Genomic DNA, 15765 nt, shown 5'->3' on the forward strand with positions numbered 1-15765 from the left:
GGGGCGACCCCGGCCGATCGGGTCGGCCAGGCGTGCCACGTCATCGACCAGCGGAGTGGGAGAGCCCGATGACCGTCGACCGGATCCTGCCCACCGACGAGGCGTACGAGCTGCTCGAACTCGTCACCGAACTCGCCGACCGGGAACTCGCGCCCCGGGTGGCCGACTTCGAGCAGCGTGGCGTCTTCCCCCGCGAGTTGCTGCGTACCCTCGGCCGGGCCGGACTGCTCGGCCTGCCGTACCCGGAGGAGCACGGCGGCGCGGCGCAGCCGTACGAGGTCTACCTCCAGGTGCTGGAGATCCTGGCCAGCCGCTGGTTGGCGGTGGCCGAGGCGGTCAGCGTGCACACCCTGTCCTGCTACCCGGTGGCGACCTACGGCGGCGAACAGGTACGCAAGCTGCTGCCGGACATGATCGGTGGCGAGCTGCTGGGGGCGTACTGCCTCTCCGAGCCGCAGGGTGGTTCGGACGCGGCGGCGCTGACCACCCGGGCGACCCGGGACGGCGACGACTACCTCGTCTCGGGCACCAAGGCCTGGATCACGCACGCCGGCAGCGCCGACTTCTACAACATCTTCTGCCGCACCGGCGGGCCCGGCGCCCGGGGGATCTCCTGCCTGCTCGCCGACGCCGGCACCGCCGGGATCGTCCCGCAGAGCCCGGAACGCACCATGGGGCTGCGCTCGTCGCCGGTCGCGCAGATCGCCTTCGACGACGCCCGGGTGCCGGCCGACCGGCTGGTCGGTGCCGAGGGGGAGGGGTTCCGGATCGCGCTGTCGGCGCTGGACAGTGGCCGGCTCGGCATCGCCGCCTGCGCCGTCGGGCTGGCCCAGGCGGCGCTGGACTACGCGGTCGACTACGCCCGGCAGCGGGAACAGTTCGGCCAGCCGATCATCGACTTCCAGGGGCTCGGCTTCATGCTGGCCGACCTGGCGACCCAGGTGTCGGCGGCCCGGGCGTTGACCCTGGCCGCGGCCCGGCTGCGGGACGCGGGACGGTCGTACTCGATCGAGGCGGCCAAGGCGAAGCTCTTCGCCACCGACACCGCGATGCGGGTCACCACCGACGCGGTGCAGGTGCTCGGCGGTGCCGGTTACGTGGCGGACCATCCGGTCGAGCGGTACATGCGGGAGGCGAAGGTGTTGCAGATCGTCGAGGGGACCAACCAGATCCAACGCCTGGTGATCGCCCGCTCGCTGGCTCGCTGACCGGGGACCGTCCGCCCCGCCGACCCCAGCCTGCTGAGCTGGTCGGCGGGGCGGTCGGTCGGCCGTCCGGGGTGGCCGCCAGCTATCGACCTGATAACGCACGGCGGGGACGCGGTCGGTGCGGCGTCGTCCGGGGCACCCATTGCGGGTAGGTTGCAGGCCGTGGAGGAGACCGATCGGGCCATCGTGGCGGCTCTGGCCGCCGACGGCCGGCTGTCGTACACGGACCTGGCCGAGCGGGTGGGGCTGTCGGTGTCCGCGGTGCACCAGCGGGTCCGCCGGCTGGAGCAGCGCGGTGTGATCAAGGGGTACGCCGCCCGCATCGCGTTCGAGGCTATCGACCTGCCGTTGAGCGCGTTCGTGGCGATCCGGCCGCTGGACCCGTCGCAGCCGGACGACGCACCGGACCGGCTGGCCCACCTGCCGGAGATCGACTCGTGCTACTCGGTGGCGGGGGAGGACTTCTACCTGCTGCTGGTCCGGGTGGCCAGCCCGGTGGACCTGGAGCGGGTACTCCAGGAGATCCGTACCGCCGCGAACGTCACCACCCGGACCACCGTGGTGCTCTCCGTCCCGTACGAGAGCCGCCCGCCGAAGCTGCCGGTGGCGTCGAAGCTCAGTTCGGAGCCGGGGACGGCGCGGCTGCGGGCGCTGCCGCCCGACCCGACGAGTTCCAGCGCAGGATGACCGGGCGGCCGTGCTCGTAGCCGAGCGCGGAGACGGTGGCGGTGTCCAGGCGCAGCCGGCCGCCGCCGCTGGGCGGTAGCCCGATCCAGCGCGCCCCGGCCACCCGCAGGCTGTGCCCGTGCGCCACCAGGGCCACGTCACCGGTGTCGAGCAGCGCTGTCGCCCTGGCCAGTACCCGGTCCAGCCGGTCGCCGACCTGCTCGGGGCTCTCGCCGCCGGGGCAGCCGTCGGTCCAGAGCAACCAGTCTGGGCGTTTCTGCCGGATCTCGTCGCTGGTCAGACCCTCGTACTCCCCGTAGTTCCACTCGCTGAGGTCCTCGTCGACCTCGGTGACGTGCAGCTGGGCGAGTTCGGCGGTGCGCAGTGCCCGCCGCCGAGGGCTCGAGAGCACGGCGGCGAAGCTCCGCCCGGCGAGTTCGGTGGCCACCTCGCGGGCCTGGCGTTCGCCGTCCGGGGTCAGTTCCAGGTCGGTGTAGGAGGTGTGCCGGTGGCTGGCACTCCAGGTGGTCTCCCCGTGGCGGATGAGGATGATCTCGGCCATCCGTCCAGTCAACCATCCCCGCCGCGCACCAGCCTCAAACTAGTATCCTAGGATGCCTTACGAGGTGTGGCACGCCAGCCAAGGCCAAGACCCGAAGAGACCCCGAGGGGCAAGAGCTCACACGTTGTTTGTGGAGATCCGAGCACTCTGAGGCGATTAGGCAGGTTTCACCGCAGCCTGTCGGGCAACTCAGCTATCGGCCAGCCGCCGCGAGCGGAGCCATCGAGGTGAGGAGTGCGACATGAGTGCCATGGACAAGATGCGCAACAAGGCGGAGGAGTTGAAGGGCGCCGCCAAGGAACGGATGGGCGACCGCACCGACAACGAGCAGATGCGCGGCGAGGGCGCCTCCGATCAGATGCAGGCCAAGGCGAAGCAGGCCGGCACCAACGTCAAGGAAGCCGGCCGCAACGCCAAGGACGCCTTCGACCGTTGACGGTCGTTCGTCCTCAGTGATCGGTCTGAGTGCCGTGCCGGGCCCACCAGGCCCGGCCGGCCTCGGGCAGGGTGTCGATCGGGTCGTAGTAGGCGTACCGCCGGTCCAGCGCGGCGAGGTCGTCGGACTCGATCGACGTACGGTAGTTCTTGGTCCAGTACGAGATGCCGCGTTCGCGGTCGTACTCGGTGACCATGTGCACCCAGCGCTTGCCGACGAAGGGCACGTCACAGACGATCCGTGGGGTGGCGTAGCCGGGCAGGTAGCCCATCATGTCGTGCTGGAGCCGCTGGGCGTGCCAGACCGGTACCCGCCAGTGTTCGGCGTTGGGGATCATGTCGCACATGTAGAAGTAGTACGGCAGGATTCCGGCTTCCCCCTGGAGCGTGAAGCAGAGGTCGAGCAGGTCGGCGGTGGTCGCGTTGACGCCGCGCATCAGCACGCCCTGGTTGCGTACGTCGCGGACGCCGACCTCCAGCGCGGTCTGGGCGGCCCGGGCGACCAGCGGGGTGAGCGACTGGACGTGGTTGACGTGGGTGTGGATGGCGAGGTTGACGCCGCGTCGGGCGGCGGTCCGGGCGACCCGTTCGAGTCCCTCCACCACCTCCGGCTGGAGCCAGTGCTGGGGGAGTCCGGCGAGTGCCTTGGTGGCGAGCCGGATGTCGCGGATCGTCTCGATGCCCAGTAGCCGCATCAGGTACGACTCGAGGTTGCGCCAGGGCACGTTGGCGACGTCGCCGCCGGAGACCACCACGTCGCGGACGCCGGGGTGGGCGCGCAGGTAGTCGATGTGCGCGTCGTACCGGTCGACGGGCTTGAGGCTCAGTCGCAGTTTCTGCACGGTCGGGGTGGAGTTGCCGACGAGGTCCATCCGGGTGCAGTGCCCGCAGTACTGGGGGCAGGTGGAGAGCAGTTCGGCGAGGACCTTGGTGGGGTAGCGGTGGGTGAGGCCCTCGGCGACCCACATGTCGTGTTCGTGCAGTGAGTCGCGGGTGGCGTACGGGTGGGAGGGCCAGTCGGTGCGCCGGTCGCTGCCGAGCGGCAGCATGTAGCGGCGGATCGGGTCGGCCCGGAAGGCGTCGGTGTCGAGCGGCCCGTCCGGCACCATCGTGTTGAGCATCTGCGGTGGGACCAGCATCGACATGGTGGCCTGGGTGGCCTGGTCGGCGGTGAGGTCGGCGTAGCAGTCGTCGTCGACGGTGTCGCCGAGGACGGCGCGGAGCTGTTTGACGTTCTTGACGCAGTTGGCGCGCTGCCACTGGGCGGATTCCCACTGTTCGCGGGTCACCTGGCGCCAGCCGGGGAAGCGGGTCCAGTCGGGTTCGACCAGGGGGCGGCGTCGGTATTCGTACGGCTGGCCCGCCGCCTCGGCCGGGCGGGGGTGCGCCGGTCCGGTGGGGTTGCGGGGGGCGAGCACGGCGGTTGCCGGTTCGACCTGGGTCACGGCGCCTCCTCCAGTTTCGGGTGCCGATGGGTCTCGGGCGGGGGCCGGTGGGCCTTGATCTCGAACGCTACTGGAAGATTTCCCGTCTAGGAAATATCCTGCCGTAAGTTTTCCTGTGCATGGCGGGTCTGAAGGAGTGATGCCCCGCCTGGCGGGCGGTCGGGAGGAGGCGGCGGTGGGGGCGACATCCGGAGGTGTGGCGGTCACGTCGGCGGTCGGGTTGCGCCGGGTACGCGAACCGGCCGGGGTGCTGCCGCAGGCGGCGTACCGGCTGGACGCCCGCGGTGAGATCTCCGCCGACGAGGTCCGGGTCCGGGTGGAGCGGCTGAACCTGGACGCGGCGAGCTTCCGGCAGTTGTCGGAGAAGCACGGCGGGGACGGTGCGGCGGTCCGGGCCGAGGTGCTGGAGATCATCCGCGAGCGCGGCAAGATGCAGAATCCGGTGACGGGTTCCGGCGGGATGCTGGTCGGCACGGTCGACGAGGTCGGCCCGGAGTCACCGTTGCCGGTCAAGCCGGGCGACCGGGTGGCGACGCTGGTCTCGCTGACCCTGACCCCGCTGGCGGTCACCGACGACCTCGCCGGCTGGGACGGCCGCTCCGAGCAGGTGCCCTGCGCCGGGCACGCGATCCTGTTCGCCCGCTCGATCGTGGCGGTACTCCCGGACGACCTCGACCCCCGGTTGAGCCTGGCGGTCTTCGACGTCTGCGGTGCGCCGGCGCTGACCGCCCGGACGGTGCGCGGCTACCCGGCGCCCCGGGTGGCGGTGCTCGGCGGTGCCGGCAAGAGCGGTTCGCTGGCCCTGGCCGCCGCCCGGCAGGCCGGGGCGGCCCGGACCGTCGGCGTGGTGCCGGTACCGGCCGAGCGGGACCGGCTGGTCGCCGCCGGGCTCGCCGACGAGGTGGCGCTCGCCGACGCCCGGGATCCGGTGGCGTTGGCCGCGGCGGTGACCGGTGCGTTGGGTGGGCCGGCGGACGTGACGGTGGTCTGTGTCGACGTGCCCGGCTGCGAGCACGGGGCGATCCTGGCCACCGCCGACGGCGGGACCGTGGTCTTCTTCTCGATGGCCACGAGTTTCGCCTCGGCAGCGCTCGGCGCGGAGGGGCTGGCCGCCGACGTGACGATGCTGATCGGCAACGGCTACCTGCCGGGGCATGCCGAGTACGCGCTGTCGCTGCTGCGTACGGTGCCCGGAGTGCGGGCGCTGTTCACGGACCGGCTAGCGGCAGACTGATGTCATGACGAACCCCTCGACTCTCTATCGTGCCGGCCGGTTGTACTGTCCGGCCGATCCGCAGGCGACCGCGCTGCTGGTCCGGGACGGCCGGATCGACTGGCTGGGTGCCGACGCCGACGCCCCGGCGGCCGACCGGGTGGTGGAGCTGGACGGCGCGCTGGTGACTCCGGCGTTCGTGGACGCACACGTGCACGCCACCGACACCGGGTTGGCGCTGTCCGGGCTGGACCTGTCCGGGGCGCGGTCGGCGGCGGACGTCTGCGCGGCGGTGGCCGGGTTCGCGGCGGGGCTGCCGGCGGACGCGGTGGTGCTGGGGCACGGCTGGGACGAGTCCGGCTGGTCGGACCGGCGGGTGCCGGAGGCGGCGGAGCTGGACAGGGCGGCCGGTGGCCGGCGGGTGTATCTGGCCCAGGCGTCGATCCATTCGGCGCTCTGCTCGTCGGCGCTGCTGGCGGCGGTGCCGGAGGTGGCCGGGGTGCCGGGCTACGACGCGTCGGGCTGGTTGCGTCGGGACGCCCACCACGTGGTGCGGGAGCTGGCGTTGGGTTCGGTGACGGACGCGCAGCGGCGGGAGGCGCAGCGGGTGGCGTTGCGCCGGGCGGCGTCGTTGGGGATCGCGGCGGTGCACGAGTGCGGCGGGCCGGACATTTCCAGCGAGGCGGACTTCACCGCCGTGCTCGGCCTCTCCGGGGTCGACGGTCCGGAGGTGTACGGCTACTGGGGTGAGCTGATGGGTGCGCGGCGGGCCCGGGAGCTGGGTGCGGTCGGCGCCGGTGGTGACCTGTTCGCGGACGGGGCGCTGGGTGCGCGTACGGCGCACGTGTCGGTGCCGTACGACGACGGCGAGCCGGGGGCCTGTGGGCACGGCTATCTGACGGCGGAGCAGGTCCGGGACCATCTGTTGGACTGTGCGGCGCACGGGGTGCAGGGCGGTTTCCACGCGATCGGGGACGCGGCGATCGACACGGTGTTGTCGGGGTTCGCCGGTGCGGCGGAGGTGCTCGGGGTGGAGCGGTTGCGGGCGGCCCGGCACCGGATCGAGCATGCCGAGATCATGAACAAGCGGCTGATCGCCGGTTTCGTCGAGTACGGGATCGTGGCGAGCATGCAGCCGGCGTTCGACCGGTTGTGGGGCGGCGAGCGGCGGATGTACGCGTCCCGGCTGGGTGTGCGACGGTCGCTGGAGTCGAATCCGATGGGTGCGATGCACGGGGTGGGGGTGACGTTGGCGTTCGGTTCGGATTCGCCGGTGACGCCGCTGGATCCGTGGGGTTCGGTGCGGGCGGCGGTGGCGCATTTCAATCCGGCGCAGCGGATGAGTGTGCGGGCGGCGTTCGCGGCGCACACCCGGGGTGGTTGGCGGGCGGTGCCGGCGGGGGCCGGTGGCCGGGATCCGCGGCTGACCGAGGGGGTGCTGGTGCCGGGTGCGGCGGCGACGTTCGCGGTCTGGTCGACGCCGGCCGGGGTGGACGGCGGGCTGCCGGTGCTGGTGTCGGCGAGTCCGGAGGAGCGCGGGCCGGACGATCCGACGCCGTTGCCGTCGTGCCGGCGGACGGTGCTGCGCGGTGCGGTGATCTACGACGGGGAGGACGCGTCGTGACGGGACGGTTGGGGGTCGCCGATGACGTCGGGTAGCACGGGCAAGTTGGCGTTGGATCCGGTGCTGGTCGGTCGGGCGCGGGAGTTGGCCCGGCGGGCGGGACAGCCGGTGGTGGAGTTGGCCCGGGGTCATACGACGGTGTCGGTGGAGCGGGCGGTGTTGCGGCTGGCCGGGGTGACCGGTGCGGATCCGGACGGGATTCCGTGGGTGAACCGGCTGGTCGACGCGGTGGTCGCGGAGGTGGGGCTGGCGCACGGGGTGGCGGTGCCGGTCTTCGACGCGCTGCTGCGTGAGCTGGGTCCGGCGCCGGCGGGTCGGGACATCGGGGCGGCGGTGACGCTGCTGGCGCAGAAGGCGGCGGCCGGGTCGGTGCGGTTCGAGGTGCCGGCGGGTCGGGCGGCGAGGTCGGCCCGGGCGGCGGCGCGGCGGGCGGTCGGCGCCGGGTTGCGCCGGATCGACCGCCGTCGTTCGGAGCGGGATCGGTTGGTACGTCGGCACGGCGATCCCCGGCAGCGGCCGTGGATCTATCTGATCGTGGCGACCGGTGACATCTACGAGGACATTCCGCAGGCGCAGGCGGCGGCCCGGGCGGGTGCGGACGTGATCGCGGTGATCCGGTCGACGGGGCAGTCGTTGCTGGACTACGTGCCGGAGGGGGCGACCCGGGAGGGTTTCGCCGGCACGTACGCGACGCAGGAGAACTTCCGGTTGATGCGGGCGGCGCTGGACGAGTCCTCGCGGGAGCTGGGCCGGTACGTCCGGTTGACGAACTACGCCTCCGGGTTGTGCATGCCGGAGATGGCGGTGCTGGCCGGCCTGGAGCGGCTGGACATGATGCTGAACGACTCGATGTACGGGATCCTGTTCCGGGACATCAATCCGGTGCGGACCTTCGTGGACCAGCGGTTCTCCCGGCAGGTGCACGCCCGGGCGGGGATCGTCATCAACACCGGCGAGGACAACTACCTGACGACGGCGGACGCGGTCGACGAGGCGCACACGGTGACGGTTTCGCAGCTGCTCAACGAGTACTTCGCGCACGAGGCGGGGTTGCCGGACGCGCAGTTGGGGCTGGGGCACGCGTTCGAGATCGATCCGGATCTGCCGGAGTCGTTCCGGTTGGAGTTGGCGCACGCGTTGCTGGCCCGGGAGTTGTTTCCGGACGCGCCGCTGAAGTGGATGCCGCCGACCCGGCACATGACCGGGGACGTGTTCCGGGGCAATCTGCTGGACGGGTTCTTCAACCTGGTGGGTGCGATGACCGGGCAGGGGATCCTGCTGGTCGGGATGATGACCGAGGCGGTGGTGACGCCGTGGTTGTCGGACCGGGACATCGCGCTGCAGAACGTCCGGTACGTGCTCGGCGCGGCGGGCGGGTTGCACGAGGATTTCGTGCCGGCGCCGGGTGGGTTCATCCAGCGGCGGGCGGCGACGGTGCTGACCGAGGCGGTGGCGTTGCTGGAGCGGATCGTCGACGGCGGGTTGTTGCCGGCGATCGCGGACGGCACGTTCGGGATCACGAAGCGGCCGGCGGACCGGGGCCGTGGCCTGGACGGGGTGGCGGCGCACGCCGACGACTACTACAACCCGGCGACGGAGCTGTTGGAGGCGGGGCCGTGAGTGGTGGTCCGGTGGTGCGGCCGTACGGGGACGCGACCGGTGACGGGATGGTGCAGGTGTCGTTCACCCTGCCGGTGCCGCACGACAAGCGGGCCGAGGGGGCGGCGCTGCAGCTGGCGGCGAAGATGGGGCTGGAGCCGGCGATGCTGGTGCACTCCCGGCAGATGGGTGACGGTTTCACCTTCTTCGTCGTCTACGGCCGGGTGAACCATCTGGTGGACCTGTCGGCGGTGCGGGTGGTGGAGCGGGACTATCCGCTGCTGTCGGCGAAGGAGGTCAACGCGCTGATCCGGCGGCGGCTGCGGCGCAAGCTGTCGGTGGTGGGGGCGTGCATCGGTACCGACGCGCACACGGTCGGGATCGACGCGATCCTGAACGTGAAGGGGATTGCCGGGGAGAAGGGCCTGGAGTACTACCGGGAGTTGCGGGTGACGAACCTGGGTGCCCAGGTGAGCGTGCCGGACCTGGTGGCGGCGGCCCGGGCGGAGCGGGCGGACGCGGTGCTGGTGTCGCAGGTGGTGACGCAGCGGGACGCGCACCTGCACAACACCCGGGAGATGTCGGCGGCGTTCCGGGAGGCGATGCCGGCGGGCCGGCGTCCGCTGCTGGTGGTCGGCGGTCCCCGGTTCGACGAGTTGATGGCCGGGCAGTTGGGGGTGGACCGGATCTTCGGCCGGGGGACGACGCCGGGTGAGGTGGCGAGCTATCTGGTGCACCGGCTGGTGGCCGGTGGCGGCCCGGCGGGGCGGGACGGGGCGGTGGCCGGGGTGACGGCGGCCCGGGGTGATCGGGATCGGTCAGTGGGCCGGGGAGCGGAAGGGGTGCACGGATGACCGGAGTGGACGGGGCGGCGGATCCGCGGCTGGGGCTGACGGTGCTGCACCGCCGGTACGTGCCGTACTCGCACGCGCACTATGCCGGCAACCTGGTCGACGGAGCGTACGCGTTGGGGTTGTTCGGTGACGTGGCGACCGAGGTCTGCATCCGGACCGACGGTGACGAGGGGTTGTTCGCCGGTTATGCGCAGGTGCGGTTCCTGGCGCCGATCCGGGCCGGTGACGTGCTGGAGGTGTCGGCGACGGTGACCCGGGTCGGCAGCCGGAGCCGCACCTGCGAGTTCGAGTGCCGGGTGGTGTGCCGGGGGCGGCCGGACCGGGGCGACTCGGCGGCCGAGGTGCTCGATCCGTCGGTGGTGGCGGTGACCGCGGTCGGCACGGTGGTGGTGCCGGCCGGTGGCGGCGGGCCGGTGGCGCCGGCCGACGGCGGGTCCCGGTAGCGGTGCCGTCGTTCGCGGTCTGCGCCGACGTCGGTTCGACCTGGACGAAGGTGGCGGTGGTGGATCTGGCCGACGGCACGTTGCTCGCCTCGGCGTCGGGTCGGACCACGGTCGGCACGGACGTGTTGCACGGCCTGGACGCGGCGGTGGCCGAGGCGACCGCCGGGCTGGCCGGGGCCGGCTCGGCGCCCTGGTACGTCTGCTCGTCGGCGGGTGGCGGGCTGCGGCTGGCGGTGCTCGGCTACGAGGAGCTGATCACGGCTCGGGCGGGGCAGCAGGTGGGGTTGTCGGCCGGGGCCCGGGTGGTGCACGTCGGCGCGGGCCGGCTCGACGGGGCCGGGTTGGCGGCGTTGCGGGCGGCCCGGCCGGACGTGGTGTTGCTGGTCGGCGGGACCGACGGTGGTGACGCGGAGGTGTTGACCGGGAACGCGGAGCGGCTGGCCCGGGCCCGCTTTCGGGTGCCGGTGGTGGTCGCCGGGAACGCGGTGGCGGCTCCGGCGGTCCGGGAGGTGCTGGCCGGGCGGGGGGTGCCGGTGACGGTGGCGGAGAACGTGCTGCCGTCGATCGGCGTACTGGCGGCGGGGCCGGCCCGGGCGGCGATCCGGGAGGTGTTCCTGCGGCATGTGATCGGCGGGAAGCGGCTCTCCCGGGGTCCCCGGTTCGCCCGGCTGGTCCGGGCGGCGACCCCGGACGCGGTGTTGACCGGGGTGGAGTCGCTCGCCGACCTGCTCGGCGGGGATCTGCTGGTCGTCGACGTCGGCGGGGCGACCACCGACGTGTACTCGGTGCTGGTGCCGGACGAGCGGGCCGGTGGTCCGGGGCGGCCGGCGGCCGGGACGCTGTGGCGGGCCCGGACCGTCGAGGGTGACCTGGGGGTGCGGTGGAGCGCCCAGGGGGTGGTGCGCGCGGCGGTGGCCGAGCGGCTGCTGTCGCCGGGCGAGGAGGGCCCGTTGACGGCGGTGGCGGCGACGCTGGCGGCCGAACCGGGCCGGTTGGTGGTCGGTGTGCCGGAGGAGGCGGCGGAGCGGCGGATCGCGGCACTGGCGGCCGTGGTGGCGGTACGCCGGCATGCCCGGGGCGGCGGTGCGGCGGGGCAGCCGGGGCGGGATCTGCGTGACGTGCGGCTGCTGGTCGGCTCCGGCGGGGTGCTCCGGCATGCCGGGCCGGTGGTCGGGGCGGGGCTGCTCGACGGGGTGTCGACGGACCACACCGGCGGCTGGGCGCTGCCCCGGTCGGCTCGTACGGTGGTCGACGCCAGGTACGTGCTGGCGGCGGCCGGGCTGTTGGCGGGGCCGCATCCGGTGGCCGCGGCCGGGCTGCTGCGCCGGCACCTGCTGGCCGGCTGAGCCCGGTTACCGGGCGGTGGTCGAAGCCGGCTGGGCGGTGTCCGGTGGGCGAACGGGAGACGAACCGGCGGTGCTGCGGCGCGCCGGATCCGACACGCCGCATCGAACAGCGCGACTGGCCGGGGGGCGGTTGACAGTGCCCGGGGGGTACCACGTACCGTCTTTGAGTCCTACAACGGGAAGTGGCTGTTGTTCGCTTCGTCCCTTCGTCCGCTGGCCGAGCGGCATGTGTTCGTGTCGTCGCAACGGCCAGGTCCAGCGGGCGGGGGTCGGCGGGGCGGCGCGAACCGGCTGCGGTTACCGGTGTTCGGGCAGGGTTTTGCAGGCGGCCAGTAGACAACGGCCCGACGGGAACAGCCAGTTCACGTCCGGTCGGTCCGAAGGTCGTGTTGCGGCGCCCTACCACACCGGCCGGGGAGGGCCTGGGAGCATCGGGGCGCGGCTTGTCGGCCGCGCCCCGATTTTCGTTCCCGCCCCAGCCCGCCGCCGACCTCACCCTGCCTCCGACCTCTCCGCTGTGCCCCCGGCCTTCTCCGCCTCACCTCACCGCCCTGCGCCGATGTCGCTGCGGTGTTTCGAGCCGGTTCGGGTGGGTTGCGACCCGGGGTGCGGTTCCGGATCGGCGCGACTGCGGATCGGGGCGGCCGGGCCGGTAGCCTTCCGCAGGTGGGTCGACCGGCGCCGGGGCCGGTGGCGTTCGAGAAGACGTGAGGCGCGCGTGACAGTGGTGACGGCCGAGCCGCCGGAGACTGCCGAGGGTGGGGACCGGCCCGCCGAGCCGGCCGGGCGACCCCTGCCGTGGTGGCTGGCCCTGCCGGCCGCGGTCGGCGCCGGGCTGGTGCTGCTGCTGGCGTTTCCGCCGTACGGGGCGTGGTGGCTGGCGCCGGTCGGGGTGGCGCTGCTCTCGGTGGCGGTGCACCGGCGACGGTTGCGGGCCGGGTTCGGGCTCGGCACCCTCGCCGGGCTGGCACTGTTTTTGCCGATGCTGAGCTGGACGAACCTCTACACCGGTAACGTGCCGTGGCTGCTGTTGTCCGGGTTGCAGGCGGCCTATCTGGGGCTGTTGGGGCTGGCGCTGGCCTTCACCGGCCCGCTGGTGGACCGGTTCCGCTGGTGCTGGCCGCTGGTCACCGGGGTGCTGTGGGTGGCGCAGGAGGCGCTGCGGGACCGTACGCCGTTCGGCGGGTTCCCGTGGGGGCGGCTCGGGTTCAGCCAGGGTGACTCGCCGACGTTGCGGCTGGCCGCGTACGGCGGTGCGCCGCTGGTCACCTTCGTGGTGGCGGCGGCCGGCGGGCTGCTGGTGGTGGCGCTGTGGCGGCCGTGGCGGGCGCTGCCGGCGGCCGGATGGCTGCACGGGGCCGGGTTCGTCGCCGGGGCGGCGGCGCTGCTGGCCGGTGGGCTGCTGGTGCCTCTTGCCGAGGCCGGCGCCGACACCGCCCGGGTGGCGATCGTGCAGGGGAACGTGCCCCGGATGGGGCTCGACTTCAACGCCCAGCGGCAGGCGGTGCTGGACAACCACGTCGAGGCCACCATCGAGCTGGCCCGCCAGGTCGCGGCCGGCGAGGCGGAGCGGCCCGACCTGGTGGTCTGGCCGGAGAACTCCAGCGACGTCGACCCGACCCGCAACGCGTCGGCGGGGCGGCGGATCTCGGAGGCGGCGGACGCGGTCGGGGCGCCGATCCTGGTCGGCGCGGTGCTGCTCGGCCCGGACGAGGGGCAGGTGCGCAACGCGGGGCTGGTGTGGCTGCCGGGTACCGGCCTGGACACCTCGCAGATGTACATCAAGCGGCATCCGGTGCCGTTCGCCGAGTACGTACCGTTGCGGGACATCGCCCGGATGGTCAGCAAGGAGGTCGACCGGGTCCGCAACGACTTCGTCGCCGGTACCGAACCGGGGGTGCTGCGGGTCGGCGGGGTGACGCTCGGTGACGTGATCTGTTTCGAGGTCGCCTACGACGAGGTGGTCCGGGACACCGTGACCGGCGGGGCGCAGGTGCTGGTCGTGCAGACCAACAACGCCACGTTCAACGTGGCGGAGGCCGAGCAGCAGTTGGCGATGGTGCGGCTGCGGGCGGTGGAGCACGGCCGGGAGGCGTTGATGGCCTCGACGGTCGGTGTTTCCGGGTTCGTCGGGGCCGACGGGCGGGTAACCGGGGCGACCGGGTTCAACACCAGGGCGGTGGTGACCCGGCAGATGCACCTCGGGGAGACCCGTACGGTCGCCACCCGGGTCGGCCTCTGGCCGGAGGTGGCGCTGCTGGCCATGGCTGCCGCGGCGCTCGCCGCCGCGATGCTGACCCGTCGGCGTCCGCTTCCCGGGGTCGGTACGGCGACGGCCGGCGACCCGGCGGATGCGGAGGAGCGGTGAATGAGTCGACGGGTGGGGCCGGGGACGGCTATCCGGGGGTGGGTCGGGTGCTGGTGGTGGTGCCCACCTACAACGAGGCCGACAACCTCGGGGTGATCGTCGACCGGGTGCACCGGGCGGCGCCGTCGGTGGAGATCCTGGTCGTCGACGACAACAGCCCGGACGGCACCGGGGCGATCGCGGACCGGATGGCGCAGGCCGACGGTCGGGTGCACGTCCTGCACCGGCCCGGCAAGCAGGGGCTGGGTGCGGCATACGTGGCCGGGTTCGGCTGGGCGGCCGGGCAGGGCTACGACGCCGTGGTGGAGATGGACGCCGACGGCTCGCACGCCCCGGAGGAGCTGCCCCGGCTGCTGGACGCGGCCCGGGACGCGGACGTGGTGATCGGTTCCCGCTGGACGCCCGGCGGTCAGGTGGTGAACTGGCCGTGGCACCGGCAGTTGCTGTCCCGGGGCGGCAACCTCTACACCCGGGTGGCGTTGGGGATGCCGCTGTCGGACGCGACCGGCGGTTTCCGGGTGTACCGGGTGCCGGCGCTGGCCCGCCTCGACCTCGACTCGGTCGCCTCGCAGGGGTACTCGTTCCAGGTGGAACTCTCCTGGCGGGCGCACCGGGCCGGGCTGCGTACGGTCGAGGTGCCGATCACGTTCGCCGAGCGGGAGCGGGGGGCGAGCAAGATGAGCCCGGTGATCATCGGTGAGGCGTTGTGGCGGGTCACGCTCTGGTCGGTGGCGGACCGGCGGCCGGTGTCGGGTCGGGCGCGCCGGGACGGTACCGGCGACCATCGGCTGCGCTGGCCGTGACCGGGGGCGTGTCATGCTGGACGTACGGGCTCTGTGGGTCCGACATCCGGATGGGGTGACATGCGCCGAGGGTTGAGGTTCGTGCCGCTGGCACTGCTGCTGACCGGGGTCGTCGAGGTAGCGGTCTTCGTGCTGCTCGGGCGGTGGATCGGGTTCGGCTGGGCGCTTCTGCTGGTGCTCGCCGCCTCGCTGCTGGGGCTGGCCCTGCTGCGCCGGGAGGGGATGCGGGCCTGGCGGGGGTTGCGGGCCGCCGTCGAGGGTGGCCGGCCGCCGGGCAGTGAGGTCAGCGACGGGCTGGTGGGGCTGCTCGCGGGGCTGCTGCTGGCGGTTCCCGGCCTGCTCACCGGGGTGGCCGGGCTGCTGCTGACGGTGCCGGTGCTGCGTCGGCTGGTCCGCGGGCAGGTGCAGCGGATAGCCGAGCGGCGGGTTTCCGCGCAGGTTGCCGGGGACCTGTTCGGGCCGCGTCGGGTGCGGGTCCGGCGGGGTCAGCCGCGACCGGACGCCGGGCCGGGGCCTGCCGAGAGCGCACCGACACCGCCGCCGGCCGCGCCGGGTGGGGCGATCGAGGGCGAGATCGTCGAGCCGCGCCGACCCTGACCGCCAGCCGGCCCGGGATACGGTACTGCCCCCACGGCGGCGCCGTGGGGGCAGTGGTGTGCTGTCGTGTCGGTGTCAGGCCCGGCCGCGGCGGGTCCGGACCTCTTCGAGCCGCTCGGCGAGGATGCTCTCCAGCTCGGCGATCGAGCGGCGCTCCAGCAGCATGTCCCAGTGGGTACGCGGCGGCTTGGCCTTCTTCTGCTCCGGCTCGCTGCCGTCGACCAGCCGGGCGACGCTGCCGTCGAACTTGCATTCCCAGGTCATCGGCACTTCGGCATCGACGGCGAAGGGCACCTCGAACTGGTGGCCCTTGGCGCAGAGGTACTCTCGGGTCTGTCGCGGGGCAAGCTCGGTGTTGCGGTCGGACTCGTAGCTGACTGCTCCCAGACGGCTCCCGCGCAGCATGCGCTCGCCCATGATCGGCTTTCCCCTCGGTCGTGATGCTTGTTCTTATCGGTGTAACGACAGGTGCCGGGTGGGCGATTCCCGCCGCCGGCAGAAACGTACAAGTGGTCAAACGCTCCGAGCGTAGCCGGATCTCCTCGCAGGTGATCGAGATCACCGGTAGCCGTGCTGAATTGCCGGGATATGTCGTCTTGCTC

At 73.0% G+C, this 15765-nt stretch carries 14 protein-coding genes and 1 pseudogene; 12 read left to right on the forward strand and 3 right to left on the reverse strand.

Going from position 1 to position 15765, the window contains the following annotated elements; translation table 11 throughout:
- The first annotated feature begins 68 nt into the window (after positions 1 to 68).
- Together C6361_RS03320 and C6361_RS03325 are read left to right on the forward strand one after the other, a co-directional pair.
- Positions 69 to 1208: an acyl-CoA dehydrogenase family protein gene (locus C6361_RS03320; RefSeq protein WP_107266709.1), complete on the forward strand. Its 1140-nt coding sequence runs from the start codon at positions 69 to 71 to the stop codon at positions 1206 to 1208.
- A 162-nt stretch (positions 1209 to 1370) separates the two neighbouring features.
- Entirely contained in the window at positions 1371 to 1895 is a 525-nt protein-coding gene (locus tag C6361_RS03325) for an Lrp/AsnC family transcriptional regulator (protein WP_107266710.1), read from the forward strand.
- On the opposite strand, the gene C6361_RS03330 is transcribed toward C6361_RS03325, so the two are convergent.
- Positions 1825 to 2436 carry a histidine phosphatase family protein gene (locus C6361_RS03330; protein ID WP_107266711.1) on the reverse strand — a complete coding sequence of 204 codons (612 nt, stop codon included), beginning with the start codon at positions 2434 to 2436 and terminating at the stop codon, positions 1825 to 1827. The genes C6361_RS03325 and C6361_RS03330 overlap by 71 nt on opposite strands.
- Before the next feature lie 241 nt (positions 2437 to 2677).
- Here C6361_RS03330 and C6361_RS03335 point away from each other — a divergent pair, with 241 nt between their 5' ends.
- Positions 2678 to 2872, forward strand: a complete 195-nt coding sequence (locus C6361_RS03335) for a CsbD family protein (RefSeq protein WP_107259117.1) — start codon at positions 2678 to 2680, stop codon at positions 2870 to 2872.
- 13 nt (positions 2873 to 2885) lie between these two features.
- On the opposite strand, the gene C6361_RS03340 is transcribed toward C6361_RS03335, so the two are convergent.
- The gene (locus tag C6361_RS03340; protein ID WP_369931225.1) at positions 2886 to 4316 is read right to left on the reverse strand and encodes a KamA family radical SAM protein; all 1431 of its coding nucleotides are present in this window, start codon (positions 4314 to 4316) and stop codon (positions 2886 to 2888) included.
- A gap of 247 nt (positions 4317 to 4563) precedes the next feature.
- On the opposite strand from C6361_RS03340, the gene C6361_RS03345 reads away from it, so the two are divergent.
- The 9 genes and pseudogenes from C6361_RS03345 to C6361_RS03385 all read left to right on the forward strand — a co-directional run bounded on the left by C6361_RS03345 (position 4564) and on the right by C6361_RS03385 (position 15163).
- Entirely contained in the window at positions 4564 to 5550 is a 987-nt protein-coding gene (locus C6361_RS03345) for a zinc-binding alcohol dehydrogenase (RefSeq protein WP_199853416.1), read from the forward strand.
- Positions 5551 to 5554: 4 nt separating this feature from the next.
- Entirely contained in the window at positions 5555 to 7153 is a 1599-nt protein-coding gene (locus C6361_RS03350; protein WP_107266713.1) for an amidohydrolase, read from the forward strand.
- Between the two features lie 21 nt (positions 7154 to 7174).
- On the forward strand, positions 7175 to 8773 hold the full coding sequence (locus C6361_RS03355) for a lysine 5,6-aminomutase subunit alpha (protein WP_107266714.1): 1599 nt from the start codon (positions 7175 to 7177) through the stop codon (positions 8771 to 8773).
- Positions 8770 to 9498: pseudogene (locus tag C6361_RS03360) on the forward strand (OAM dimerization domain-containing protein); the annotation flags it as partial. The gene C6361_RS03355 and the pseudogene C6361_RS03360, both read left to right, overlap by 4 nt.
- A 104-nt stretch (positions 9499 to 9602) precedes the next feature.
- Positions 9603 to 10049, forward strand: a complete 447-nt coding sequence (locus tag C6361_RS03365) for a hotdog domain-containing protein (protein WP_107266715.1) — start codon at positions 9603 to 9605, stop codon at positions 10047 to 10049.
- A gap of 2 nt (positions 10050 to 10051) precedes the next feature.
- A complete protein-coding gene (locus C6361_RS03370) occupies positions 10052 to 11395 on the forward strand; it encodes a glutamate mutase L (RefSeq protein ID WP_107266716.1) in 1344 nt (447 codons plus the stop codon).
- A 727-nt stretch (positions 11396 to 12122) separates the two neighbouring features.
- On the forward strand, positions 12123 to 13763 hold the full coding sequence (gene lnt, locus C6361_RS03375; protein WP_369931478.1) for an apolipoprotein N-acyltransferase: 1641 nt from the start codon (positions 12123 to 12125) through the stop codon (positions 13761 to 13763).
- Positions 13760 to 14566 (forward strand): polyprenol monophosphomannose synthase, encoded by an 807-nt coding sequence (locus C6361_RS03380; protein WP_234359297.1) that lies wholly within the window; start codon positions 13760 to 13762, stop codon positions 14564 to 14566. The genes lnt and C6361_RS03380 overlap by 4 nt, the downstream gene beginning before the upstream one ends.
- A gap of 60 nt (positions 14567 to 14626) precedes the next feature.
- A complete protein-coding gene (locus C6361_RS03385; protein WP_107266718.1) occupies positions 14627 to 15163 on the forward strand; it encodes an FxsA family protein in 537 nt (178 codons plus the stop codon).
- A gap of 75 nt (positions 15164 to 15238) precedes the next feature.
- On the opposite strand, the gene C6361_RS03390 is transcribed toward C6361_RS03385, so the two are convergent.
- Positions 15239 to 15580, reverse strand: coding sequence for an RNA polymerase-binding protein RbpA (locus tag C6361_RS03390; protein ID WP_101366032.1), 342 nt, complete (start codon positions 15578 to 15580; stop codon positions 15239 to 15241).
- Positions 15581 to 15765: the final 185 nt, after the last annotated feature.

Source organism: Plantactinospora sp. BC1 (genome assembly GCF_003030345.1).
Lineage (GTDB): Bacteria > Actinomycetota > Actinomycetes > Mycobacteriales > Micromonosporaceae > Plantactinospora.